Below are 23,503 nucleotides of genomic sequence, written 5' to 3'. Positions count from 1 at the left end.
TGCGTCCGAAGCGCGTTCCAGCGCTACTTATCGCCCGACATCACCAGACTGTTAAGGGCAAACGTCTTGTCCAGGCGCTGTTTGGCGGAACGGGCTTCGTCTTCGCTCACGAAGGGGCCGGAAAACACCCGGGTCAACGTCAGGTCACCGCGCTCAACGCTCTGGGTGTAGGCCGCGTAGCCCTGCTCCCGGACCTTGTCGCGCAGACGCAAGGCATTTTTCTCATTGCCAAAGCTACCCAACTGGACCAGCCAGGCGCCTTTCAGCACCTGCTGATAATTGGCTTTGTCGGCCGGTTCCGGCTCGGCTGGCTCGGCCTGGCTGGCCGCCGCGGCAGCCGGCGCCTCCTCCTGGCGCTCCACTGGCTCCGGTTCGGGAGCAGGTTCCGGTTCCGGTGCCGCTGCAACGCTCTCGGCGGTTCCGGAAGCGGGTTCCTCCGACGGGGATTGGGGCGACTCAACCACCGGCGCCGACTCTTCGATGGTGTAACCTTGCGAGTTACCGGAATCGGAGCCGCCATTGGCGATGGCTCCACCGGTGCCGGAGGGCTCGGCATCGCCCTGGGCATCGTTCATTTCAACGGCAGGAAAGGCCGGTTCTTCCGGCAGGTCGATGGTTCGGGTGGTTCGCTCTGTATGCGGCTCGTCGAACAGCATCGGGACAAAGATAACAGCCAGGGAAATCAATACCAGTGCGCCAACGATACGCTGTTTGAGTCCATCCACAGGAAGCGATCCTCTGTATTCGCCAAGAGTCTGACCGGATACTAACGCCCGCGGCGACCGAACACAAAGGGCTGCCGGGAGCATGAAGTAACTTTAAGGAATGGGTACACCTTCAGGACAGATCCGCTCAGCCCAGGTGCTGTCGCGCCTCGGCAACGGTAAAGAAAGAGCCGAAGACGACGACAACGTCCGCCGGATCGGCGTCAGCGATGGCGGCGTCGATGGCGGCACTGACCGACGGGCAACCACGAACCCGGTCGTGTCCGGCCAGAACCGCCTCAAGGCGGCGCTCAAGCCCTGGCAGATCCAATCCTCGGGGAACCGTCAGTGGGGCCAGATACCAGGTGCCGATAACGGATGAGACGGCGGACACCACGCCAGCGGAATCCTTGTCTTCCAGGCAGGCATACACCGCCCTCACCTGACCCGAGACACCCAGTTTCGCGATCTGCTCCCGGAGCCAGCGTGCGGCATGGGGGTTGTGACCAACATCCACGATCACCCTCGGTGACGATTGCAATGTCTCAAAACGGCCCGGCACGGCTACCTGTTCCAGCGCCTGGGCAATCGCTTCTTCAGCAACGTCCGGCTCGAGTATCCGGAACCCCTGGACCGCCGCCGCCAGACTCCCTACCGGCAAGCCACCCTCCGGCAGCGTCACGCGCCAGTCATCGGTGACCACGCAGGCCCTGCCATCGGTGTTGCGATCAATCCGGTAGTCTTCGCCCAGGCGGCGAAACCTGACCTTCTGCGCCGCTGCCTGCTGCAGCACAGAGCGCGGCGGATTAGACTCGGCGTAGATCGCATCCTGACCAAATCGCAGGATGCCCGCTTTCTCGAAGCCGATCTGCTCGCGGTCGTCGCCCAGCCAGGCGGTGTGATCCAGGTCGACGGAGGTGATGATGGCCAGGTCGGCATCCAGCACATTGACGGCGTCCAGGCGCCCGCCCAGACCGACTTCCAGCAGCCAGTCCTCGACGCCTGCCTTTCCGAAGGCAACGAACGCCGCCAGGGTGCCGAACTCGAAATAAGTCAGCGAGACGCCCCGGCGGGCCGCCTCCACACGCTCGAAGGCGTCCACCAGGGAGGCGTCATCGATGTCCAGACCGTTGAGCCGGACGCGTTCGTTATAGACCTGCAGATGCGGCGATGTGTAGGCACCCACAGAGCGCCCGCGGGACAGTAAAAGGCGCTCCAGTGCTGCGACCGTCGTGCCCTTGCCGTTGGTTCCGCCGATCGTAACGATCCTTGCACCGGGGTGACGCGGAAAGAGCCGGCGCAGGACCAGGAGTACCCGGTCCAGCCCCAGATCGATGTCCTTGGGATGCAGTGCTTCGAGGTAGGCGAGCCACTCGTTGACAGTGGCTCCGGATTCAGGCGCTCGGGGCATCGGGGATTTCAGTCTCTTCACCCGGCTCTGGCTCGCGCTCCGGATCAGGCTGCGGCGCCTCCTGGCCCGTGAACTTGGCCAGCACGCTGGCCAGGCGGTAACGCATATCGTGGCGCCCAACGATCATGTCGATGGCCCCGTGTTCAAGCAGGAACTCACTGCGCTGGAAGCCTTCCGGAAGCTTTTCACGCACGGTCTGCTCGATTACCCGCGGGCCGGCGAAGCCGATCAGGGCGTAAGGCTCGGCCACATTCAGGTCGCCCAGCATGGCCAGACTGGCGGACACGCCACCGAAAACCGGGTCGGTGAGCACGGAAATAAAGGGAATACCTTCCTGCTTCAGGCGCTCCAGGGCCGCGGCGGTTTTCGCCATCTGCATCAGCGACAGGATGGCTTCCTGCATACGGGCGCCACCACTGGCGGAGAAACACACCAGAGGAATACGCTCCTCCAGGGACACATTCACGGCCTGGACGAACTTTTCGCCCACCACCTGCCCCATGGAGCCGCCCATGAAGTTGAATTCGAAGGCGCAGGCGACCACCGGCAGACCCAGCGTGCGACCACGCATGGCGACAAGCGCATCGTTCTCCCTGGTGCCCTTCTGCGCCTGGGCCAGACGGTCCTTGTAGCGTTTGCTGTCCTTGAACTTCAGGCGATCCCAGGGTTCCAGATCAGCGCCGATCTCGTCGCGCCCATCGGGATCCAGGAAGATGTCCAGCCGGCGACGTGCGGACACCCTCAGGTGGTGTTCGCACTTCGGGCAGACATCCAGGTTCTTGTCGAGTTCTGGCTTGTAGAGGAAAGCGCCGCACTTGGGGCATTTTTTCCAGAGGCCTTCGGGAACGCTCGTCCGCTGCTTGGAGTCCGAGCGAATCATGCTCGGCATGATCTTGTCCAGCCAGTTACTCATGATGTCTTCCTGTTAGTCTGTCCTGTTCTGCGAGCGCGGCCGGTTTTTGCAGCTTCAGGAGGCCAGCTCGTCCAGCGCTTCACGCATCGGTTTCAGAAGTTGCGTCAACGCCGCCTTGAGGGCGTCGATGTCTTCCTGATTTTTGGCAATTGTATCCACCAGGACGCTTCCCACAATTACACCATCGGATACCCGCCCCACAGCCGCGGCCGTCTGTGCGTCGCGAATACCGAAGCCAACGCCAACCGGCACCGCCGTCAGCGAATGGATACGATTGACCTTCTCGGCCACGTCGGCCACGTCGATACGTGACGCGCCCGTTACGCCCTTAAAGGAAACATAGTAGACATAGCCGGAACTGTGCTCACTGATGGCGCGGATACGATCTTCGGTGGTGGTCGGCGCCAGCAGGAAGATCGGATCAAGCCCGGCCCTGGCGAACAGCGGTGCCACATCATCCGCCTCTTCCGGCGGCAGGTCGACCGTCAGCACACCATCCACGCCGGCATCCCGTGCGGCCTCGGTGAACGCATCGTAGCCCATGGCTTCCACCGGGTTGAGATAACCCATCAACACGACCGGGGTGTCCGGGTCCTGCTCGCGGAAGGTCTTCACCATGCCAATGACCTGACGCAGCGAGGTGCCGTGGACCAGGGCTCGCTCGCACGCCAGCTGGATGACTGGGCCGTCGGCCATGGGGTCTGAGAAAGGAACGCCCAGCTCGATAATATCGGCTCCGGCGGCAACCAGGGCGTGCATCAGCTCCACGGTGTGGTCGGGATGCGGATCCCCGGCGGTAATGTACGGAATCAGCGCCTTGCGGCCCTGGCCCTTGAGTTTCTGCAGGACTGTCTCAATACGACTCATGCGGCTTACCGACTCCCTTAAATCTCGATTCCGTCCAGCTCGGCGATGGTATGGATATCCTTGTCGCCACGACCGGATACGTTAATGACAATCATCTGATCCTTGTCCATGGAAGCCGCCAGCTTCACACCGTAGGCCACGGCGTGGGCGCTTTCCAGGGCCGGCATAATGCCTTCCACCCGGGTCAGTTTGCGGAACCCGTCCAGGGCTTCGTCATCGGTGACCGCGACGTACTGTGCACGACCCACGTCCTTGAGCCAGCTGTGCTCCGGACCCACGCCCGGATAGTCCAGCCCGGCGCTGACCGAATGGGTACCGGCAATCTGCCCATTCTCGTCTTCCATCAGGTAAGTGCGGTTGCCATGCAGAACACCCGGACGGCCACTGGTCAAAGGCGCGGCGTGCTGACCGGAATCCAGCCCCAGGCCGCCGGCCTCGACGCCGTACATGGCAACGGACTCATCCAGCAGGAAGGGATGGAACAGACCAATGGCATTCGAACCACCGCCGACACACGCGACCAGCGCATCCGGCAAACGACCGGCCTGGTCCATGGACTGGCGGCGGGTTTCGCGCCCGATAACCGACTGGAAGTCGCGTACCAGCATCGGGTACGGGTGCGGACCGGCCACCGTCCCAATGATGTAGAAGGTATCATCGACGTTGGTGACCCAGTCGCGCATGGCTTCGTTCATGGCGTCCTTGAGGGTCTTGGTGCCGCTGGAGACGGCGTGCACTTCAGCGCCCAGCAACTTCATGCGGTAGACGTTCAACGCCTGGCGACGCACGTCCTCCTCACCCATGAAAACGTGACATTCCAGGCCCAGGCGGGCGCAGACGGTGGCCGTGGCCACGCCATGCTGGCCTGCGCCGGTCTCGGCAATCACCCGCTTCTTACCCAGAAAACTGGCCAGCAGCGCCTGCCCGATCGTGTTGTTCACCTTGTGGGCGCCGGTATGATTAAGGTCCTCGCGCTTGAGCCAGATCTGGGCGCCACCGGCCTCACGGGTGAGCCGTTCGGCGAAATATAGCGGGCTTGGGCGGCCAACATAGTCCGCCAGGTCCTTGTCAAACTTGGCGATGAAGTCCGGATCGTTGCGCAGCTTGAGGTACTCGGTCTCCAGCTGCATCAGCGAGTCCATCAGGGTTTCGGACACGAAACGGCCACCGTACGCGCCAAAATGCCCCCGGGTGTCCGGGAGGTCTCGGAGCATGTCTTCAGTCAGCTTTACCGACACGATTCACCTCTCTGATAAATTCAATCACGCGGGCCGGGTCCTTGATGCCCTTGTCGCTCTCGACCCCACCACTGACGTCCACAGCCCAGGGCCGTACCGCCGCTACCGCGGCCGTTACGTTAGCAGAGTTCAGACCACCGGCCAATATCAAGGGTTTGGGGCGGTTTTCAGGGATCAGCGTCCAGTCAAAGGTCTGCCCTGTCCCGCCATACCTGTTGGGATCATACGCATCGACGAGCAATCCCGATGCCTCGGAAAAACGTTCGTAGGCGGACTCGATATCTTCACGAGTCTGCACCCGAACCGCCTTGATCCAGCGACGACCGAACTGCTGACAGAAAGCCGGGGTTTCATCGCCGTGAAACTGCAACAGGCTGATACCGGTCTCGTCCAACACCCGGCGCACCCAGTCCGCTTCCGGATTCACAAACAGCCCCACGGTCTCTACAAACGGCGGCAACGCCGCCAAAAGCTCCCGCGCCTGCCCGATATCCACCGAACGCGGACTGGGCGGATAGAACACCACACCAATCGCGTCGGCACCGGCTTCAACGGCGCTAGCCGCCTGATCCGGCCGGGTCAGTCCACAGATTTTAATGCGGGTCCTCATGACACCTCGCTCTGATGTCGCTGGAATTCGGGTCCTTCAACCAGGGCCTGCTGTTCGTCGGAGAACCAGGGCTGCATGAAGTCTGGCCCCGGCGCCTCGGACGGGATACCGGCGTCCGCCGGATAACCGACGTTCACCAGATACAGCCCATAAGCCGGCGCGGTAATATCCGCCTGTCGCCTGTCCTTCCGCGCCAGTATCTCACGAATCCATTCCGGTCGCTGCTTGCCGTTGCCCACCGCCATCAACGCACCGGCGATGTTTCGGACCATATGATGCAGGAACGCGTTGGCCTGGATGTCGATCACCACATAGTCGCCGTGACGGCTGACCCGGATGAAATGCAGGTTCCGGTGCGGCGTACGCGATTGACACCCTGCCGCCCGAAACGAACTGAAGTCTTGCTCGCCGACCAGCGCCTGCGCAGCCTCGTGCATGCGCTCCGCATCCAGCGGGCGAAACGTCCAGCTGACGTGTTTGCGCAGCAGCCCGGGGCGAACGGGGTGATTGTGAATGACGTAGCGATAGCGTCGGCTGACGGCGCTGAAGCGCGCGTGAAAATCGTCGGCCATCTTCCCGGCCCAGCGCACCGCAATGTCGCCCGGCAACGCCGTATTGATGCCCATGATCCAGGAACGGAAGGTGCGCACCGACGGCGTTTCGAAATGCACCACCTGGGCGGTGGCATGGACGCCGGCGTCGGTGCGTCCGGCACAGATCAGGTCGACCGGATGATTGGCCACCCTGGACACCGCCTCCTGGAGGTGCCCCTGAACCGATGGAACGCCGCTTTTCTGGTATTGCCAGCCGTGAAAGGCGGCACCGTCGTATTCAAACAGCAGAGCAACGCGACCATCGCCGATCGGCGCTGCCTGATCAAAGGTTGTGAACGAGGGATGCAAGGTGGACTCTTCCGCTTGATGCTGATCCGGAAACGAAAACGCCGGAAGTGAAACCACTTCCGGCGCTCTCAATCAGGCGCTGGTTTAGCAATGCGCCCAGTATAACGGATCAGGACAGATTTTTGAGCAGATCCTTGGCTTCCGTCTTCTGGTCGTCGCTCCCTTCAATGGAAACCTCTTCCAGAATGTCCCGGGCGCCGTCGGCGTCACCCATCTCGATATAAGCGCGCGCCAGATCCAGCTTGGTGGCCGCTTCATCGGTTCCAGCAAGAAAATCGAAATCGTCCTCGTCGTCCAGGGCCGCTTCATCAAAATCCATTGAGGTGGATGAACGCTTCTCGTCGGACGCCTCCGAGCTTCCCGCATCCGCCTCGCTCAGCTCTGGAATCTCCTCAGCGTCGGTTTCCTCGACGGATTCCTCGGCTGTCGGGATCGACTCATCGTCTTCGCGGGTCTCCAGTGACTCATCCAATTCCGGAATCTCCAAGTCGCCGAGTTCGTCGTCAGAACCTTCCTCCGGCGATTCCGCCACTTCTTCCATCAAGGCGAGATCCTCGTCGGAAACATCCAGCTCAAGCTCATCGAGCGTATCTTCCGAGTCGCCATCGTCCTGGCCGGCTTTCTCGCCAAGCTCTTCTTCACCGGCCACCTTTTCAAGTTCGGCGTCGAGGTCATCCAGGAACGACTCATCCAGCTCGCCGTCCTCATCCGAGGCCAGCTCCGGCTCCTCTTCCAGTGCCGGCGCCTCATCGTCGCTGGTGGCCCGGTCGGAAGTCGACGCCTCGGCTTTATCGTCGAGATCACCTTCCAGCAGGGAATCGTCCAGCTCAAGCGAGCCGAAATCGTCTTCCGAAAGGGATTCTTCAGCGTCGGCGACGCTCTTCTCGTCTTCAGTCAGATCGTCATCCAGGCTGAAGTTGAAGTCGAGATCATCCTCGGACGCGCTCTCCGGCCGGGATTCGCCGGTCGTCGGCTCTGCCACTTCATCATCGTCCAGACCCAGATCGGTCAGATCGAAATCCGATGCGGCGTCATCGCCTGCTTCTTCAGGCGTGGATTCCGCCGCTTTGCTCTCCTCAACCGGTTCCTCTTCCAGGTCCAGGGTGTCAAAGGAGAAATCATCCGCGCTTTCGCTGAACTCGTCCTCCGTCCGGGCTTCACCGGCTTCTGTCGAATCATCCGACTCGAAGCCAGCGAAAATATCTTCCTCGTCCTTGTCTTCAGCGGCACTTCCGGACCGCAGCTGGGATTCCAGATCGTCGATGCTGGGCGTGGCCTCAGCCTCTTCCAGCTTGCCGCGAAGCGCCTGCGCCTCGGCCATCGCCGACTCGTCGTCCAGGGCCTCCAGTTCGGCAAACTGCTTCTCGAACGCGTCCCGATTCTCGGATTCAGCGTAAACGGCGAGCAGCTTCAGTCGCAGGTCGCTGCGGCTCGGTTCGCGCGAAATGGCGGACTCCAGCACCTCGGACGCCTGGTCAGTGCGCCCGTACGCCATATAGGCATCGGCTTCGGCCAGTGCATCCCGCTCCTCGTCGGCATGGTCAGCGGCACCGCCAAGATCCAGGGTGTCATCGTCGCCGTGCCCGGCGTCCAGTTCATCTTCCAGCGACGGCTCCTCTCTGGAGCGCCGGCGGGCTGCCATGGCAACCAGCAGCAGCGCCAGGATGGCCACGCCACCGCCGACCATCTGGTACTGACGGTTGTTCATGAACTGGTCCATGAGGCTCGCCACGAAGCCTTCATCTTCAGTGACCGGCTCGGCTGCAGCTGGCTGCTGGGCTAGCTCTTCGTCCTGTGGCTCAGCCGCAGACGGTTCAGAGGCGACCGGTGCCGCAGGCTCACTCGACTGGGCATCACCCGTCATCTCATCGTCGGCCGCCATGGTGTCGGAGGACGACTCCGCGGTCGTCGCCGCGTCGTCACCGGTGGCCGTCGGCATGGCCTCCGTTTCGCCTTCGGCAGCCATGTCGCCCGCAGTCTCTTCACCTGCCGGAGCTGTTTCGCCGGCAGCAAGCGGGTCTGCTTCCGGCATCTCACCGGACTCGTCTGCTGCGGCAGCCGCATCGCCCGCCGGGGCGGCGCCGTCCTGGCCTGCACCCACATTCGCCGGCTGGTCACCCGCTTGCGCCTGGAGCTCGGCCAACTGGGCGTTTTTCAGTTCAACCAGCCGCTGCATGGTTTCAAGCTGGGACTGGAGGTCTTCAACCCGGGAATTGAGATCCGCGTTCTCGCGCTGCGCCTTGTCGAGCTGCTCCATCACCACTTCGGTGCTACCTTCGGCACCGCCGGCGACGCCGTCAGCACCGCCGGAGGCCGCGCCTTCTTCAGGGCTGACGGCATCGTTATCCGCTACAAGACGCAGTTCGTCACCGCTGTCCGCTGGCGTGGAGGCCACGGCTCCCGGCTGCTGACCGGTCGCGTCGACGCTCTGTTGCGGCTGCTTGAATGCGTTATTCTGCGCAATGACTTCCTGGACAGCCTGGCTGTTACTGCGCACCTCGATCTGATCCGCCGAGGGAATACGCAGCACCTGGCCACGCTTCAGCCGGTTGATATTGCCGTCGATGAAGGCATCAGGATTCAGATCCTGCAGCGCCAGCATGACTTGTTGCGGCGAGTAGCTGGCATCCGGACGAACCTGCTGGGCAATACCCCACAGGGTGTCGGAGGGGCCGGTCGGGCCAAACGTCCGGGCCGACGACGAGCCACTGCTGCGGCTGACCGTTGCGGCCGACTCCTGGCGCGGGCTGGCCTGTGCCTGCGTGCTCCGGGTCGGTTGCGATGCCGGCGCCTGCACGGTCTGCGCCGGCGTTTCACCGACCTGATCGGCATACACCTGGGGATCCAGCAGCATGGAATACTCGCGCAGGAGCTTGCCGCTGGGCCAGGTCACTTCGATCAGGAAGTTGAGGTAGGGCTCGCGAACGGCCTGCCGGCTTGTGACATTGACCACAAGCTGGCCGTTGGGAGCCGTCACCACGTTGAAACTGAGATTGGTAAGGAAAAAGTCACGATCGATACCCACCCTTTCAAAAACCTGGGGTGGAGCGAGGTCGACGAAGACTTCGTTGGGACTCAGATCGCTGCTGTTGCTCAGCTCGATTTGAGCGTCGAGGGGTTCATTGAGATAGGACTGAAGTTCCACTTCTCCAAGCCCGAGCGCGTTAGCGACGCCTGAGCCGAGCCCTCCCACCAGAGCCAGCGCAACCGCAAGTTTGCGTACTTTCATGCTTTTTCCTTACCAGTCTCCGTTATTCGTTACTGCCGTCTAAATTCAGACTCGGACGAGGTTGGATGACTTCCGTCTTTCGCTTTTTTATTGGGCATCGATCTGATTCTAACGTTTGCGAAAGTATTGTTGATAAAGCCCTCTTTATCAATCAATCAGAGATAATGTTTGTAATTGTTGTTAAACAAATGTTCGGAACACCCTGTACCGACTGATGAATTTTGTTACTGGCGGCACACCCTGCTTTACATTCCGCTACCAAATTCCCTTGTTACATTTCGGCCGCATCGCTGATTCACTTTCAATAAACGAGCGCCCGAAAATAACAGGGGCGAAAGCCTAATGCAGCCTTCGCCCCCAACACAAATCCTGAAAACAGGACGTGGTTTGCATTTCCACGCCGGGTCAACGACGTGAAAATGCCACCTGTCAGCGTTCCTGCAGGATACGCAGCATACGACGCAGAGGCTCCGCAGCGCCCCACAACAGCTGATCGCCCACGGTGAACGCGGAAATGTACTCCGGGCCCATCGCCAGCTTGCGGATACGACCGATGGGTACGCTCAGCGTGCCGGTCACCTTGGCCGGTGTCAGCTCTTCCATGCTGACTTCACGATCGTTCGGAACCACCTTGACCCAGTCATTGGACTTGGCCAACAGCGACTCGATCTCACTGACCGGGATGTCCTTGCGCAGCTTGATGGTCAGCGCCTGGCTGTGACTGCGCATGGCGCCGATCCGCACACAGATGCCATCGATGGGAATCGGGCTGTCGCTGCGACCGAGGATCTTGTTGGTCTCGCTCTGGGCTTTCCACTCTTCCTTGCTCTGGCCGCTCTCCAGCTGCTTGTCGCAGTAGGGAATCAGGCTGCCGGCAAGCGGGACGCCAAAGTTGTCGGTGGGAAACTCACCGGAGCGCATGGTTTCCGTAACCTTGCGGTCGATCTCCAGAATCGCCGAGCGCGGATCCGCCAGCAGGTCGGACACGTTGCCGTGCAGCTGCCCCATCTGTTCCAGCAGCTCCCGCATGTTCTGGGCGCCGGCGCCGGAGGCCGCCTGATACGTCATGGGGGAAATCCATTCGATCAGGTCGTTTTCCAGCAAACCGCCCAGGGCCAGCATCATCAGGCTGACGGTGCAGTTGCCGCCAATGTAATCCTTGACGCCACGGGCCAGCGCATCGTCGATAACGTTGCGGTTAACCGGGTCGAGTACGATGATGGAATGGTCCGCCATGCGCAGTGTGGAGGCGGCGTCGATCCAGTAGCCTTCCCAGCCGGAGTCACGCAGGGGCTGGTAGACCTTGCTGGTGTAATCCCCGCCCTGGCAGGTCAGGATGACGTCCATTTCCCGCAGGGCCTCCAGGTCGAACGCGTCCTTGAGGGCGGGCACGTCGGCCTTGCCCACGTCGGGTGCCGCCTGGCCAGCCTGGGATGTGGAGAAGAAAACCGGGTTGATGTCGGCGAAATCGTTTTCTTCCTGCATGCGCTGCATGAGGACGGATCCCACCATGCCGCGCCAACCAATAAGTCCAACTCGCTTCATGTGCGACTTTTGAACCTCGTTCTGTGCCGGCCCGCGTCCCCTTTCGCAGGGAACGGACCGGATGAATGATCCTGCGACGGCAACATCCAGCCGTCGTCAGGTCTGTGATGATCGTCCGCTCAGAGCGCCGCCAGAACCGCGTCACCCATCTCACGGGTGCTGACGCGGGTGGCCCCCTCGGACATAATATCGGCCGTGCGCAAACCCTGATCGAGCACTTTACTGACAGCACTCTCGATAGCCTGCGCGGCCTCTTCCGCCCCCAGACTGTAGCGCAGCATCATGGCGCCTGACAGGATGGTCGCCAGCGGGTTGGCAATACCCTGGCCGGCGATGTCCGGGGCGGAACCGTGGCAGGGCTCGTACATACCCTGCTTTTCCGCATTCAGAGATGCGGACGGCAGCATGCCGATGGAACCTGTCAGCATGGCCGCTTCGTCGGAAAGAATATCACCAAACATGTTGCCGGTCACAATCACATCGAACTGCTTGGGCGCCTTGACCAGTTGCATGGCAGCGTTATCGACGTACATATGCGACAACTCGACGTCCGGATAATCCTTCGCCATGTCGGTCATCACCTCGCGCCACAGCTCGGTGACTTCGAGCACGTTACATTTGTCGACCGAGCACAGTTTGCCTCCGCGCTGCTGGGCCGCTTCAAAGGCAACACGACCAATCCGGCGGATCTCGGATTCGCTGTAGACGTAGGTGTTGTACCCCTGGCGCTCTCCGTTATCCAGCTCGCGCACACCGCGCGGCTGTCCGAAATAGATGCCGCCGGTCAGCTCGCGCACAATCAGGATATCCAGCCCGGAGACGACTTCCGGCTTGAGCGAAGACGCTGACGCCAGTTGCGGATACAGGATGGCCGGACGCAGGTTTGCGAACAGCTCCAGGTTGGAACGCAGGCCCAGCAGCCCTTTTTCCGGCCGAATGGCGATTTCCAGACCTTCCCACTTGGGGCCGCCCACAGCACCCAGCAGGATGGCATCGGCCTTCTGCGCCTTGTCGAGCGTGCTGTCGGGCAGAGGCACACCGGTGGCATCGATCGCCGCACCGCCCACATCCGCTGTATCGAAATGCAGATCGAGCTTGAAACGCTCGTTAACCGCGTGCAGCACACGCTCGGCTTCAGAAACAATTTCCGGCCCGATGCCGTCCCCCGGCAGCAGCAATACAGACTGACTCATATCCTTGGTTCCCAAACTGGTTTATGAATTGGCGAATGAATCGAACAGCCAGGGCGAGCCCTGGCGACGCGCCGATTCGTATTCCCGGATGGTGTCACTGTCTTCCAGCGTAACGCCGATGTCGTCCAGGCCATTCAGCAGGCAGTGCTTGCGGAACGGATCCACATCAAAACGGAAACGTTCTCCGGACGGTGTCACCACTTCCTGGCTATCCAGGTCAACGTCCAGGGAGTAACCTTCCTGTGCCTCTACGTCCGCGAAAAGACGGTCTACAGTTTCTTCTTCAAGAACAATCGGAAGCAGGCCATTCTTAAAGCAGTTATTAAAGAAAATATCCGCAAAACTCGGCGCAATGATCACGCGAAACCCATAATCGTCCAGAGCCCAGGGTGCGTGCTCACGACTGGAGCCGCAACCAAAGTTGCGACGCGCCAGCAACACGCTGGCCTCTTTGTAGCGTGGCTGATTGAGCACAAAGTCCGGATTGATCGGACGCTGGGAGCAGTCCTGGTCCGGCTTGCCCTCGTCGAGGTAGCGCAGTTCGTCGAATAGGTTTGGCCCGAAGCCGGTGCGCTTGATCGACTTGAGAAACTGCTTGGGAATGATCATGTCCGTGTCCACGTTGGAGCGATCCATCGGGGCCACGACGCCTTGATGTCGGGTGAATGCACGCATGGTGTTGACTCCTCAGTGAACGAATTCGCGAACGTCGGTGAAATGTCCGGCAATGGCCGCCGCGGCCGCCATGGCCGGGCTGACCAGATGCGTCCGGCCGCCGAACCCCTGACGCCCTTCGAAATTACGGTTGGACGTAGAGGCGCAGTGCTCGCCCTGGCCCAACTTGTCGGCGTTCATCGCCAGACACATGGAGCAGCCAGGATCGCGCCATTCCAGCCCCGCTTCGATGAAAATCCTGTCCAGGCCTTCCTGTTCCGCCTGCACTTTGACCAGGCCAGAGCCCGGCACCACCATCGCCTGCTTCAACTGCGACGACACTTTGCGGCCCTTGACCACCGCCGCAGCTTCGCGCAGATCCTCGATGCGGGAGTTGGTGCAGGAACCAATGAACACGCGATCGAGCTTGATGTCGGTGATCGCCGTGTTCGGCGCCAGCCCCATATACTTGAGCGCCCGCACGATGCCCTCGCGCTTGATGGGATCGGCTTCCTGCTCGGGATCGGGCACCTGATCGCCCACGCCCACGACCATTTCCGGTGACGTCCCCCAGGTGACCTGCGGCTGGATCTCGGAGCCTTCCAGCTCGATCACCTTGTCGAACTCGGCATCGGCGTCACTGTGGAGGTCGCGCCAGGCGGCAACCGCTGAGTCCCACATTTCGCCCTTGGGTGCATAGGGCCGGCCCTTGACGTACTCGATGGTCGTGTCGTCAACCGCGACCATGCCAACCCGTGCGCCCGCTTCGATGGACATGTTGCAGATGGTCATGCGGCCTTCCATGGACAGGTTGCGGATGGCTTCGCCGCCAAACTCGATGGCGTAACCGGTACCGCCAGCGGTGCCGATCCTGCCGATGATGGCCAGCACCACGTCCTTGCCGGTCACACCCGGCCCGAGCCGCCCGTTGACCCTAACCAGCATGTTCTTCATCTTCTTCTGCACCAGGCACTGGGTGGCCAGTACGTGCTCCACCTCGGAGGTCCCGATGCCGTGGGCCAGTGTGCCGAAGGCGCCGTGGGTGGAGGTGTGGGAGTCACCGCAGACAATGGTCATGCCCGGCAAGGTGGCGCCCTGCTCCGGCCCGATCACGTGCACGATGCCCTGGCGCTGATCCTTGATCTTGAATTCCAGGATGCCGAACTCGTCGCAGTTCTTGTCGAGGGTTTCCACCTGAGTGCGGGATACCGGGTCAACGATGCCGTCGATACCGCGCGCCCGGTCCGTGGTGGGAACGTTGTGGTCGGGCGTGGCCAGGTTCGCGTCCAGGCGCCAGGGACGGCGACCGGCGATGCGCAGGCCTTCGAACGCCTGCGGAGACGTCACTTCGTGCAGGAGCTGACGGTCGATGTAGATCAGCGCCGAACCGTCATCACGCTGTTTGACCAAATGGTCGTCCCACAATTTGTCGTACAAGGTCTTTCCAGCCATGGGGCCTCCCTCAATCGCGGCGTTGCCACCGCGCCTCATCAGATGATCGTTATTGATGATTTATGATAAACCCACGCCTGTGATAACCTCAATTCATGTTTTTTATAGTTTGAATTCCAGATAGGAATCCAGCCGTATGGACACCCAGGCCCTCGCCGCCTTCGTCGCGATCGTCGACCATCAGTCTTTCTCGGAAGCGGCGGAAGCACTCCACCTGACGCAACCGGCCGTGAGCAAACGGCTTGCCTCGCTGGAAAACCAGGCCGGCATGCCCCTGATCGAGCGCGGTCAGCGCAGTTTCGCGCTCACCGAAGGCGGTCGCCGACTCCTGCCCTACGCCCGGCGCATCCTCGACGAACTGCATAATGCCCGGCTGGACCTGTCGGCCGCCACCGGCCGTATCGGTGGGCGACTGTCCGTCATCGCCAGCCACCACATCGGCCTGCACCACCTGCCGGCCTGGCTGCGTCGGTTTAACAGGGACTATCCGGATGTGTCGCTGGAACTGCAGTTCATGGACTCGGAGAGCGCCTTCGACCAGCTCAAACGGCGCTCCTGCGAGCTGGCCTTCGTCACCCTGAGCGACGCCATGGACCAGCCTTTCGACATCAAGACCCAATGGCTGGACCCGATGGCCTTCGTCGTTGGCAACGAACACCCGCTGGCGTTCCGCGATCCGGTCGCACTGGCGGATCTATCCGGCTACAGCGCACTCCTGCCGGACACCGGCACGGCCACCTATCGGGTGATCAGCCGCCTGTTCATGGCCGAGAACCTCACCCTGCGCCCACGCATGCCCACCAATTACCTGGAAACCATCAAGATGATGACGAGCGTGGGGCTGGGCTGGAGCGTACTGCCGCGGAGCATGCTGGACGCATCACTGCATGTATTGCCTGTGGCGCATGACGTAAGCCGGATGCTGGGTGCCATCGGGCTGGCCGGCCGCAGCCTGAGCCCGGCGGCCGAGGCACTGCTGTCGATCGCCGAAGAAATGAATTAAGACGCCGCTTGCGACACGGCCGGCGGCGACCGCAGCCAGACACCAGCGATCACCAGGGCCAGCACGATGGCCGCCGCGCTGCCCAGGAAAGCCGCTGCGGTGCCGTGCCATTCGACCAGCAAGCCCGACATCCAGGCCCCCGCCGCACCGCCCGCGCCGTAGGTCAGACCGCTGTACAATGCCTGCCCCTGGCCGTGGTGCTGATGACCGAAATAGCTGTGGATGTAGTTCACCGACACCGCATGCAGGGCGCCGTAGGATGCCGCGTGCAGCAACTGGGCGACGATCAGCACCGGCACCACGTCCGAATACTCCGCAATCAGCACCCAACGCAGCAGGGTCAGGCCAAGGGCCGCCAACGCAATGGCGCGCATACTGAAGCAATGAAACAGCCGGTGCATGATCAGGAACAGCCCGATCTCCGCCGCCACACCCAGCGACCACAGCAGGCCGACGCTGAACTTGTCGTACCCCAGACTTTCCAGGTGGATGCTGAAGAAGGTGTAGTAGGCGCCATGGGACACCTGCAGCAGGAAATTCATGGCAAAGAAGGCCACGACAGTCGCCTGGAAAACGATCGCGCTGATCCCGCCGCGCGTGCGCTCGGGGCGCACCTCGCCCTGGGTCGATGGAACACAGAACGACGCCACGGCAATCCCCAGAAACAGCGGCATCAGGATCGCCGGCAACCAGCGCAGGGACACGTATTCGAGTACCAGGCCAATCAACGCCACGGACGCGATAAACCCGACGCTACCCCAAAGCCGCACTCGCCCGTAACGGGCCCGGTCGCGTCCCAGGCCCTGAAGGGTAATGACCTCATAAAGCGGCAGGATGGCGTTCCAGAAGAAGGTGAACGCCAGCATCACCAGCATCAGACCGTAGAAATCGGGCTCCAGGAAGACTCCGGCAAAGCAGACCAGGCCCATTACCGATCCGAGACGGACCAGGCGAACCCGTTTACCGCTGCGGTCACCCAGCCAGCCCCAGACATTGGGGGCGATGATCTTGGTGAGCTGGATCGTCGCCATCAGCGCAGCGATCTGGAGGTAGGAAAAGCCCCGGTCCTCGAGGTAAAGCGACCAATACGGCAGCATCGCGCCCAGCAACGCGAAAAACCAGAAATAAAGGTTGGACAGACGCCAGTAGATAGTCGCTCCCGCTGGGCCCGGTGTGTTGTGCATCGACGGGCGCTTAGCGGCCCGTCTTCTCGATATCCGGTGTCTCGATGCTGACGTCACCGTTCTGGGCCCGATGACGCAGGTAATGGTCCATCAGCACCAGTGCCGTCATCGCTTCGGCGATCGGCGTGGCGCGAATACCGACGCAGGGATCGTGACGACCGGTGGTGACCACTTCAACCGGGTTGCCGTGCACATCGATGCTTTGCCCGGGCAGGCGCAGGCTGGATGTGGGCTTGAGGGCAATGCTGGCGAGCAGCGGCTGGCCGGACGAAATCCCCCCCAGCACACCGCCGGCGTGGTTCGACAGGAAGCCGTCGGGCGTCATTTCGTCGCGGTGCTCGGTGCCCTTCTGGGTGATCGCACCGAATCCGGCGCCAATCTCAACGCCTTTGACGGCATTGATGCTCATCAAGGCATGGGCCAGGTCCGCGTCCAGCCGATCGAATACCGGCTCGCCCAGCCCCGGCGGCACGTTCTCGGCCACGACGTTGATGCGTGCGCCAATGGAGTTGCCTTCCTTGCGCAGGGCATCCATGTACTCTTCCAGCTCGGGCACCCTGGAAGCATCCGGGCAGAAGAACGGATTCGCGTGCACCTGATCCCAGTCCAGGTGTTCGATGGTGATCGGCCCCAGCTGGGACAGGTAACCCCGCACCGTAATGCCCAGACGCTCGTGCAGGTACTTGCGGGCAATGGCCCCCGCCGCCACACGCATGGCGGTTTCCCGCGCCGAGGAACGACCACCACCGCGGTAGTCGCGCACACCGTACTTGTGCATGTAGGTGTAGTCGGCGTGAGCCGGGCGGAACTGATCCTTGATTTTGGAGTAGTCCTTGGAACGCTGATCGGTATTCTCGATCAGCAGACCGATGGGCGTACCCGTGGTTCTGCCCTCAAACACACCCGACAGGATGCGCACCTCGTCCGGCTCGCGACGCTGGGTAGTGTGGCGGGACGTGCCCGGCTTCCGGAGATCCAGGTCCGCCTGCAAGTCCGCTTCGGTCAGCGGTAGCCCGGGCGGGCAACCGTCGACAATCGCCCCCAGGGCCTGGCCGTGACTTTCACCAAAGGTGGTGACGGTGAAGAGCTTTCCAAAACTGTTTCCAGACATAAATCAGCTTCTTGCAGTGATTACTTTAGATAGTTTCCAGGCGTCGACCCACCCCGGCCAGTATCAGGCGGATGGCAGATCCTCACGGCTCAGCACGAAAACGCCGTCGCCGCCATGCTCGAACTCAATCCAGGTGAACGGGATATCCGGCCGCGCCTCCTGCAATGCGACCCAGCTGTTGCCAACCTCGACCACCAGCAGGCCGTTGTCGGTCAGATGATCGCGGGCCTTCTCCAGAATGCGGTAAGCGATATCAAGCCCATCGTCACCAGCCTCCAGTCCCAGGCGCGGTTCGTAGTGGAACTCGTCCGGCATGTCGGCCATGTCTTCAGCGTCCACGTAGGGCGGATTGCTTAGGATCAGGTCATAACGCCCTTCCACCTGGTCGAGAACGTCGGACTTGAGGGCTCTCACCCGATGCCCCAGCCCGTGCATGGCGATATTGCCGTGGGCCACATCCAGAGCGTCGTCGGAAATGTCCGCCAGGTCGACTTCGGCGTCCTCGAACACGGTCGCCGCCGCGATACCAATGCAGCCACTGCCGGCGCACAGGTCGAGGATCCGGTGGACCGGCTTGTCCCCCAGCCAGGGCTGGAAGCCGGCCTGGATCAGCTCGCCAATCGGCGAACGAGGCACCAGCACCCGCGCGTCCACCTGAAACGGTAGCCCCATGAACCAGGCTTCGCCCAGCAGGTAAGCCACGGGCACCCGCTCCTCAATGCGCTGCTGCATGCGATCCAGAATGAGCAGCCGTTCGTCGCGGGTCAGGCGTGCGTCCAGGAACACTGTGTTGTTCTCCAGGGGCAGGCCCACACTGCGCAACACCAGATGGACGGCTTCATCCCAGGCGTTATCCGTACCATGGCCGTAGTAGATATCGGACTGGGCGAATTGGCTTGTGACGTAACGCAGCAGGTCACGGACGGTCAGTAATTCATCGACGGGTTCGACAGGCACCGAAAACAATTCCTTGGACTATTTCGAAAGCCTGTATTATACGCAGGTTTGCCGCCTTTTGTGGCACTCCGGGCGTCAGGGCGCCATGATGCCAGAGGTATTTTGGTCGTTTTCGAAACGGTCCAGCGCCGATTCCATACGCTCGCGGCCGATCTGGATCATCTCCGGCGCCTTGTGATAGTCGTAAGTACGGCAGGACGCCTTGGGCACGTTCACCAGCATGTCCGGCGGATATCCGGCGATCTTGTACTGGATCAAGGCGTTCTGCATGGTTTCGATGGTCATGTTCATGATGTCGAACTTGCCGATGCCCAGCTTGTCCCAGGCAATGGTGCCATGACCGTCCTCGCCGGCCTGCACGCCTTCGGCCTCCTCCTCCAGATCTTCCTTCGCCTCGGCTATTGGCTCGGGATCCGTCGCACCCTTCGGGCCCAGCGAGCGCAGCAGGTCCCAGTCGAACCAGCGGCCAGCCTTGGTCCGCATGCGGTCCAGCCAGACTTCCAGGTCGCTTTCCGGGTCGTCCATGTAGACACTCTTGGGCAGGCGGTAGCTGCTGCGGTCTTCGCCGGCGAGGTTGACGGCAAAGATATAGTCCGCATGGGCCGCGATGGTGGGGATGATGGGAAGCGGATTGAGCAACCCGCCGTCCACCAGCACGCGCCCATTGAACACCACCGGCGTCACCACGCCGGGAATGGCGATCGATGCCCGGATGGCCTGGTGCAGCGAGCCCTCCTGGAACCAGATCTCCTTGTGGGCCAGAAGGTCGGTCGCCACGGCCGTGTAGGCCATCGGCAGATCCTCGATCAGGGTATCGCCGATGATGTCCCGGACGACGGAAAACACCTTCTCGCCCCGAATCGCGCCGGCCGGCGACAGGGAAACGTCCAGCAGCCGCAGCACATCGAGCTGCTTCAGCCCCGTCACCCAGTCCTTGTAATCCTGCATCTTGCCGGCGGCGTACACGCCGCCGATCAGCGAGCCCATCGAGCAGCCGGCAATGGCTACGATGTCGTAACCGCGCTCCTCCAGCACCTCCACCGCGCCGATGTGGGCGTAACCCCGGGCGCCACCGCTGCCCAGCACCAGGGCGCAGGTCCGGCGGCGTGGCTCGGCGTCGGCGTTCTCGACGGACTGACGCAGGCTTGTGTCTTCCCGCTCGGTCATGGTCTCAACCTCCTGTGGCGGACGCTTCCTTGATAACAACGATCTCGATCCGGTTGCCGCCGCCACGGCCGGTCTGGATGGCCGACTGGGCCGGCCCGGCATTGATCAGGAACTGCTGCTCGCGGGGAATGCCGATTTTTTCCAGCAGCGCCTGCATGGCATCGGCCACCCGGGATGAGCGATCGAGCGCATCGCCCACCGTTTCATCGCCGCCCAGAACCACATGACTCGTGATCATCACGGTCGAGCCCGGGGCCTCGGCCCAGCCCACCAGTTTCTGGCGGGTGTCCGGATCCCAGTCGAATCGATAGGTGATGTTGCCGCTCCAGGGCACCTGGAGCGGGCCGAGGATACGCCCGGCCTCCGGCGACAGGGAGACCGCGTCAGCGCTCTCCTGCACCGCCAGCTCCTCCAGCCATACATAGTCCCGCTTGTTACCGCGGGTAATGCTGTAGAGCAGCACCAGCCTGAGGGTCCCATCGTCATCACGATAGGAATACGCCGCGTACCCCTGATCCTCGTCGCGACCGTAGAGCGTCGCCTGGCGAAAAACCCGGTTGGCCCAGACGTTACTGCGTCCGCAATCGCGCCCGGAGCAGGTAAACAGCGTCCGCCCTTCCTCGCGGGCCAACACTTCGCGATAAAACTCGCTCACCCGGTCCAGTGATGAGTCCGGATCGATCTGCAACAATCGCCCGCTGCCCTCGACATCCAGACGCAACTGACGCTCCGCGCGGATTTCGTCATTCACTTCCCGCACCGGGCTGAGCAGCACGTGGTGGTTGGGCGCCTCGATGGACACGTCCGACTCCACCGTCGCCATCGGGAACGGCGGCAAACGCTCGGCCAAGGCCAGACCACTCGCAACCATGCCAAGCAGCGCAATGGCAATCCGGAAAACCAGCCCGCGACAACTCATGACTTGAGAAACGCCCTGATTGCGTCGGTCACCGGAGCCACATCGCCATCCAGGTGGCAGTGGTGTGAGCCCGGAACGGTGACGTCCTGAAGATTCCGGATCAGCTGCGACCGCTGCTGCCACTTTTCACGACCGCCCAGCAGTCCGGACTCGGCCCGGAGTAAAAGCGTCGGCGCCTCGATGGCTTGCAGGAACGCGTGTACCTGGGCCTCGTCCAGGCGACCGGGTGACGGAAAGCGCAGTCGCGCGTCCGTACGCCAGCGGAAACCGCCATCGACCTCTTCCAGATTGCGCGGGACCAGCAGGTGGGCGGCTTCATCGCTGAGCGGGCTCAACCCGCCGGCCCGCACCTTGGCGGCGTCCTCCAGGGTCCGGTAGGTCGCGGCCGCACCGGCGCCGCGCAGGCGCTTGCGAATAGCCTTGCGGAGCTGGCCGGGAGAATCCCCGGCCGCCTGGGACAGGGGGCCCAGACTGTCGATCATCACCAGCTTGTCGACTTTTTCAGGGAAACTGGCCGCCACGAGCGTACCGATGATACCGCCCAGGGAATGGCCGACAATCGCCACCGGACGCTCGAAATGATGATCGATCAGTTCCACCACATCCGCCGCATAGTCCAGCAGACTGTAATGTTCTCCGGGGCTGCGATGCTGGGAGTGGCCGTGGCCGGGCAGATCGATACCGTAAAAGGGGCCGATGTCGCCAAGCGCTGGCGCCACCCGGGTGAAGGTTGCGGCGTTGTCCAGCCAGCCATGCAGGCCAAGGATGGGGATTCCGCTGTCCGGCAATGCGACGTTGCCGTGCCAGGTCAGCCCCGCCAGTGTCAGGTGGCGCAATGGCCAGGCGGTTTCCTTGGGAGTATTCGCCGCCTGGCCCTCGCGGGCGGGCACGACGGTAGCAGGCTTGTTCATAGGCGTTGGCTGGCCGTTACATGGTGTGGGTCGGACGATCAGAGCCCAGCGCACCCGCCAGATAGGCCTCGATCTTGTTCTTGGCGCTCTCGTCGTCGCCATTGAACTGCACGCCGATGCCCGCGGCGCGGTTGCCCTGCGCCCCCTTGGGCGTAATCCAGACCACCTTGCCGGCGACGGGAATTTTCTCGGGTTCGTCCATCAGGTTGAGCAGCAGGAAGACTTCATCGCCCAGCTGGTATTGTTTCTGGGTGGGAATGAATAACCCGCCGTCCTTGATATAGGGCATGTAGGCGGCATACAGCACAGCCTTGTCCTTGATCGTCAATGTCAGAATGCCGCTGCGCGCGCCAAAACCTGGACCCATAAATCACCCTTTCGTTATTTTTCACCCGCGGCCGTAAAGCGCCCTGCGCCGGACAGGTTCCCGACCACGGATGCCAATCCTTGAATCTACAGCAATGTTAGCAGCCTGACAGCCTGTGACGAAGCCTTCAGGAAATAAATAAGGCGTCAGCCGGCGCGTCGACGTTTCCGGGGCATCAGCGCGAGCCACTGCAGCAACAGCCGCTCGATCTCCAGTTCCGGGTTGAGGTTGTAACTCAGCCCGGCACGGCTCTCGGTCAGTTGCGCCAGGATATCGTGCGCCCGGTGGGGTGGATTCTGTTGCGCCAGGAAGCCCAGTACGTCCGCCATCGCCGCATCCGTCGCCGCGCCGCCCACGCTGATCCGCGCCAGATCGGCCGCCCACCCGGCCATCAGGTCCAGGCTGTTTTCCAGACCCAGTTTTACAAACGGCTTGGCCGCGTCTTCGGGAGCCAATTTGAGCTTGAGAAACTGGCGAAAATCGGCCAGGCACTGGTCCACCGCGGCCACATAGCCCTCATCCAGGTAGCGGCGCGCCAGCAGCGGTGCTCCGCCGGAAAGTTGCAGCGCCCGCTCCATGGCTCGCTCGTCGGCTTCCACGGCCTCATCCCCGGCGACTGAGCGCACCAACCACTCGGCGGCGTCATCCATCGACGGGCCACCGAGCAACGTCGACTGGCAGCGCGAGCGAATGGTCGGTAGCAGCGGTTTTCCAGCCTGCTGTAGCAGGATCAGGGTCACATCGGGATTGGGCTCTTCCAGGGTCTTGAGCAGCGCATTGGCGGAGTTGATGTTCAACTGGTCAGCGCTGTCGAGAATGATCACCTTGTTGCGCGCCACCTGGGGCGACGCCACGGCGAAATCGCCCAACGCGCGCACCTGATCCACCTTGATCACCTTGGAGTCCTCGGGCCGGTAGGTGCGGATATCCGGATGCGAGCCCGCCGCCACCAGCTCGCACTGTTTGCAGTGGCCACAGGGCTTGGCGGCTTCACCACTGCCTTCGCAGACCAGGCGCCGAGCCAGCTCCTGGGCGAAAACGTCCTTGCCAATGCCGTTGCGACCCTCCAGCAGGATGGCGTGAGGCAGGCGCCCTTCCTGCCACCGCTGCACCAACCGGTGCCAACTGTCACTCAGCCACGGCAGACTGTCGATATCCGTGATCAC

The 23,503-nt window shown here is 62.2% G+C and carries 21 protein-coding genes; 1 reads left to right on the top strand and 20 read right to left on the bottom strand.

All coding sequences use genetic code 11. The features are described 5' to 3' along the window. Positions 1-23 precede the first annotated feature (23 nt). The 12 genes from DKK67_RS09105 to leuC form a co-directional block, all read right to left on the bottom strand. On the bottom strand, positions 24-725 hold the full coding sequence (locus tag DKK67_RS09105; RefSeq protein ID WP_111496045.1) for an SPOR domain-containing protein: 702 nt from the start codon (positions 723-725) through the stop codon (positions 24-26). Positions 726-852: 127 nt separating this feature from the next. Beyond that, the gene (folC, locus tag DKK67_RS09100; protein WP_111496044.1) at positions 853-2,115 is read right to left on the bottom strand and encodes a bifunctional tetrahydrofolate synthase/dihydrofolate synthase; all 1,263 of its coding nucleotides are present in this window, start codon (positions 2,113-2,115) and stop codon (positions 853-855) included. Then, positions 2,099-3,028: an acetyl-CoA carboxylase, carboxyltransferase subunit beta gene (gene accD / locus DKK67_RS09095; RefSeq protein WP_111496043.1), complete on the bottom strand. Its 930-nt coding sequence runs from the start codon at positions 3,026-3,028 to the stop codon at positions 2,099-2,101. The genes folC and accD overlap by 17 nt, the downstream gene beginning before the upstream one ends. Before the next feature lie 54 nt (positions 3,029-3,082). Next, positions 3,083-3,895: a tryptophan synthase subunit alpha gene (trpA, locus tag DKK67_RS09090; protein WP_111496042.1), complete on the bottom strand. Its 813-nt coding sequence runs from the start codon at positions 3,893-3,895 to the stop codon at positions 3,083-3,085. Positions 3,896-3,912: 17 nt separating this feature from the next. Continuing rightward, positions 3,913-5,121 carry a tryptophan synthase subunit beta gene (gene trpB, locus DKK67_RS09085; protein ID WP_265735510.1) on the bottom strand — a complete coding sequence of 403 codons (1,209 nt, stop codon included), beginning with the start codon at positions 5,119-5,121 and terminating at the stop codon, positions 3,913-3,915. Continuing rightward, on the bottom strand, positions 5,114-5,743 hold the full coding sequence (locus DKK67_RS09080; protein ID WP_111496040.1) for a phosphoribosylanthranilate isomerase: 630 nt from the start codon (positions 5,741-5,743) through the stop codon (positions 5,114-5,116). The genes trpB and DKK67_RS09080 overlap by 8 nt, the downstream gene beginning before the upstream one ends. Then, positions 5,740-6,645, bottom strand: coding sequence for a tRNA pseudouridine(38-40) synthase TruA (truA, locus tag DKK67_RS09075; RefSeq protein ID WP_111496831.1), 906 nt, complete (start codon positions 6,643-6,645; stop codon positions 5,740-5,742). The genes DKK67_RS09080 and truA overlap by 4 nt, the downstream gene beginning before the upstream one ends. Positions 6,646-6,754: 109 nt before the next feature. After that, entirely contained in the window at positions 6,755-9,874 is a 3,120-nt protein-coding gene (locus tag DKK67_RS09070) for a FimV/HubP family polar landmark protein (protein WP_111496039.1), read from the bottom strand. Between the two features lie 429 nt (positions 9,875-10,303). Next, entirely contained in the window at positions 10,304-11,419 is a 1,116-nt protein-coding gene (asd, locus tag DKK67_RS09065; RefSeq protein WP_111496038.1) for an aspartate-semialdehyde dehydrogenase, read from the bottom strand. 119 nt (positions 11,420-11,538) lie between these two features. Continuing rightward, a complete protein-coding gene (gene leuB / locus DKK67_RS09060; protein ID WP_111496037.1) occupies positions 11,539-12,612 on the bottom strand; it encodes a 3-isopropylmalate dehydrogenase in 1,074 nt (357 codons plus the stop codon). Between the two features lie 21 nt (positions 12,613-12,633). Continuing rightward, positions 12,634-13,287: a 3-isopropylmalate dehydratase small subunit gene (gene leuD, locus DKK67_RS09055; protein WP_111496036.1), complete on the bottom strand. Its 654-nt coding sequence runs from the start codon at positions 13,285-13,287 to the stop codon at positions 12,634-12,636. Positions 13,288-13,299: 12 nt separating this feature from the next. Beyond that, positions 13,300-14,718 carry a 3-isopropylmalate dehydratase large subunit gene (leuC, locus tag DKK67_RS09050; protein ID WP_111496035.1) on the bottom strand — a complete coding sequence of 473 codons (1,419 nt, stop codon included), beginning with the start codon at positions 14,716-14,718 and terminating at the stop codon, positions 13,300-13,302. 136 nt (positions 14,719-14,854) lie between these two features. Here leuC and DKK67_RS09045 point away from each other — a divergent pair, with 136 nt between their 5' ends. Next, complete coding sequence (locus tag DKK67_RS09045) at positions 14,855-15,721, top strand: LysR family transcriptional regulator (protein ID WP_111496034.1); 867 nt, start codon at positions 14,855-14,857, stop codon at positions 15,719-15,721. Here the strand turns inward: DKK67_RS09045 and DKK67_RS09040 are convergent. From DKK67_RS09040 to holB, 8 genes are all read right to left on the bottom strand, one after another. Continuing rightward, positions 15,718-16,905: an MFS transporter gene (locus DKK67_RS09040; RefSeq protein ID WP_111496033.1), complete on the bottom strand. Its 1,188-nt coding sequence runs from the start codon at positions 16,903-16,905 to the stop codon at positions 15,718-15,720. The genes DKK67_RS09045 and DKK67_RS09040 overlap by 4 nt on opposite strands. Before the next feature lie 10 nt (positions 16,906-16,915). Next, entirely contained in the window at positions 16,916-18,016 is a 1,101-nt protein-coding gene (gene aroC, locus DKK67_RS09035) for a chorismate synthase (protein ID WP_111496032.1), read from the bottom strand. Between the two features lie 63 nt (positions 18,017-18,079). Then, positions 18,080-18,973, bottom strand: a complete 894-nt coding sequence (prmB, locus tag DKK67_RS09030; RefSeq protein ID WP_111496031.1) for a 50S ribosomal protein L3 N(5)-glutamine methyltransferase — start codon at positions 18,971-18,973, stop codon at positions 18,080-18,082. Between the two features lie 75 nt (positions 18,974-19,048). Continuing rightward, positions 19,049-20,140 carry a patatin-like phospholipase family protein gene (locus DKK67_RS09025; protein WP_204355754.1) on the bottom strand — a complete coding sequence of 364 codons (1,092 nt, stop codon included), beginning with the start codon at positions 20,138-20,140 and terminating at the stop codon, positions 19,049-19,051. 4 nt (positions 20,141-20,144) lie between these two features. Next, positions 20,145-21,059, bottom strand: coding sequence for a DUF4892 domain-containing protein (locus DKK67_RS09020; RefSeq protein ID WP_111496029.1), 915 nt, complete (start codon positions 21,057-21,059; stop codon positions 20,145-20,147). Next, a complete protein-coding gene (locus DKK67_RS09015) occupies positions 21,056-21,970 on the bottom strand; it encodes an alpha/beta fold hydrolase (protein ID WP_111496028.1) in 915 nt (304 codons plus the stop codon). The genes DKK67_RS09020 and DKK67_RS09015 overlap by 4 nt, the downstream gene beginning before the upstream one ends. Before the next feature lie 16 nt (positions 21,971-21,986). Next, a complete protein-coding gene (locus DKK67_RS09010; protein WP_111496027.1) occupies positions 21,987-22,337 on the bottom strand; it encodes a PilZ domain-containing protein in 351 nt (116 codons plus the stop codon). 146 nt (positions 22,338-22,483) lie between these two features. Further along, entirely contained in the window at positions 22,484-23,503 is a 1,020-nt protein-coding gene (gene holB, locus DKK67_RS09005) for a DNA polymerase III subunit delta' (protein ID WP_322873906.1), read from the bottom strand.

This window comes from Marinobacter bohaiensis (assembly GCF_003258515.1).
GTDB classification, from domain to species: domain Bacteria; phylum Pseudomonadota; class Gammaproteobacteria; order Pseudomonadales; family Oleiphilaceae; genus Marinobacter_A; species Marinobacter_A bohaiensis.
Note: the sequence above shows the minus strand (reverse complement) of the source record. Positions and strands in the feature narration are given on the sequence as shown.

What these genes read in the sequence shown, in the direction of transcription:
- accD (WP_111496043.1), bottom strand. Translation starts at nt 3,028, where the DNA reads ATGAGTAACTGGCTGGACAAGATCATGCCGAGCATGATTCGCTCGGAC.
- leuC (WP_111496035.1), bottom strand. Translation starts at nt 14,718, where the DNA reads ATGGCTGGAAAGACCTTGTACGACAAATTGTGGGACGACCATTTGGTC.
- DKK67_RS09040 (WP_111496033.1), bottom strand. Translation starts at nt 16,905, where the DNA reads ATGCACAACACACCGGGCCCAGCGGGAGCGACTATCTACTGGCGTCTG.
- DKK67_RS09070 (WP_111496039.1), bottom strand. Translation starts at nt 9,874, where the DNA reads ATGAAAGTACGCAAACTTGCGGTTGCGCTGGCTCTGGTGGGAGGGCTC.
- DKK67_RS09015 (WP_111496028.1), bottom strand. Translation starts at nt 21,970, where the DNA reads ATGAACAAGCCTGCTACCGTCGTGCCCGCCCGCGAGGGCCAGGCGGCG.
- asd (WP_111496038.1), bottom strand. Translation starts at nt 11,419, where the DNA reads ATGAAGCGAGTTGGACTTATTGGTTGGCGCGGCATGGTGGGATCCGTC.
- folC (WP_111496044.1), bottom strand. Translation starts at nt 2,115, where the DNA reads ATGCCCCGAGCGCCTGAATCCGGAGCCACTGTCAACGAGTGGCTCGCC.
- DKK67_RS09025 (WP_204355754.1), bottom strand. Translation starts at nt 20,140, where the DNA reads ATGACCGAGCGGGAAGACACAAGCCTGCGTCAGTCCGTCGAGAACGCC.
- DKK67_RS09045 (WP_111496034.1), top strand. Translation starts at nt 14,855, where the DNA reads ATGGACACCCAGGCCCTCGCCGCCTTCGTCGCGATCGTCGACCATCAG.
- leuD (WP_111496036.1), bottom strand. Translation starts at nt 13,287, where the DNA reads ATGCGTGCATTCACCCGACATCAAGGCGTCGTGGCCCCGATGGATCGC.
- DKK67_RS09020 (WP_111496029.1), bottom strand. Translation starts at nt 21,059, where the DNA reads ATGAGTTGTCGCGGGCTGGTTTTCCGGATTGCCATTGCGCTGCTTGGC.
- aroC (WP_111496032.1), bottom strand. Translation starts at nt 18,016, where the DNA reads ATGTCTGGAAACAGTTTTGGAAAGCTCTTCACCGTCACCACCTTTGGT.
- leuB (WP_111496037.1), bottom strand. Translation starts at nt 12,612, where the DNA reads ATGAGTCAGTCTGTATTGCTGCTGCCGGGGGACGGCATCGGGCCGGAA.
- trpA (WP_111496042.1), bottom strand. Translation starts at nt 3,895, where the DNA reads ATGAGTCGTATTGAGACAGTCCTGCAGAAACTCAAGGGCCAGGGCCGC.
- DKK67_RS09010 (WP_111496027.1), bottom strand. Translation starts at nt 22,337, where the DNA reads ATGGGTCCAGGTTTTGGCGCGCGCAGCGGCATTCTGACATTGACGATC.
- DKK67_RS09080 (WP_111496040.1), bottom strand. Translation starts at nt 5,743, where the DNA reads ATGAGGACCCGCATTAAAATCTGTGGACTGACCCGGCCGGATCAGGCG.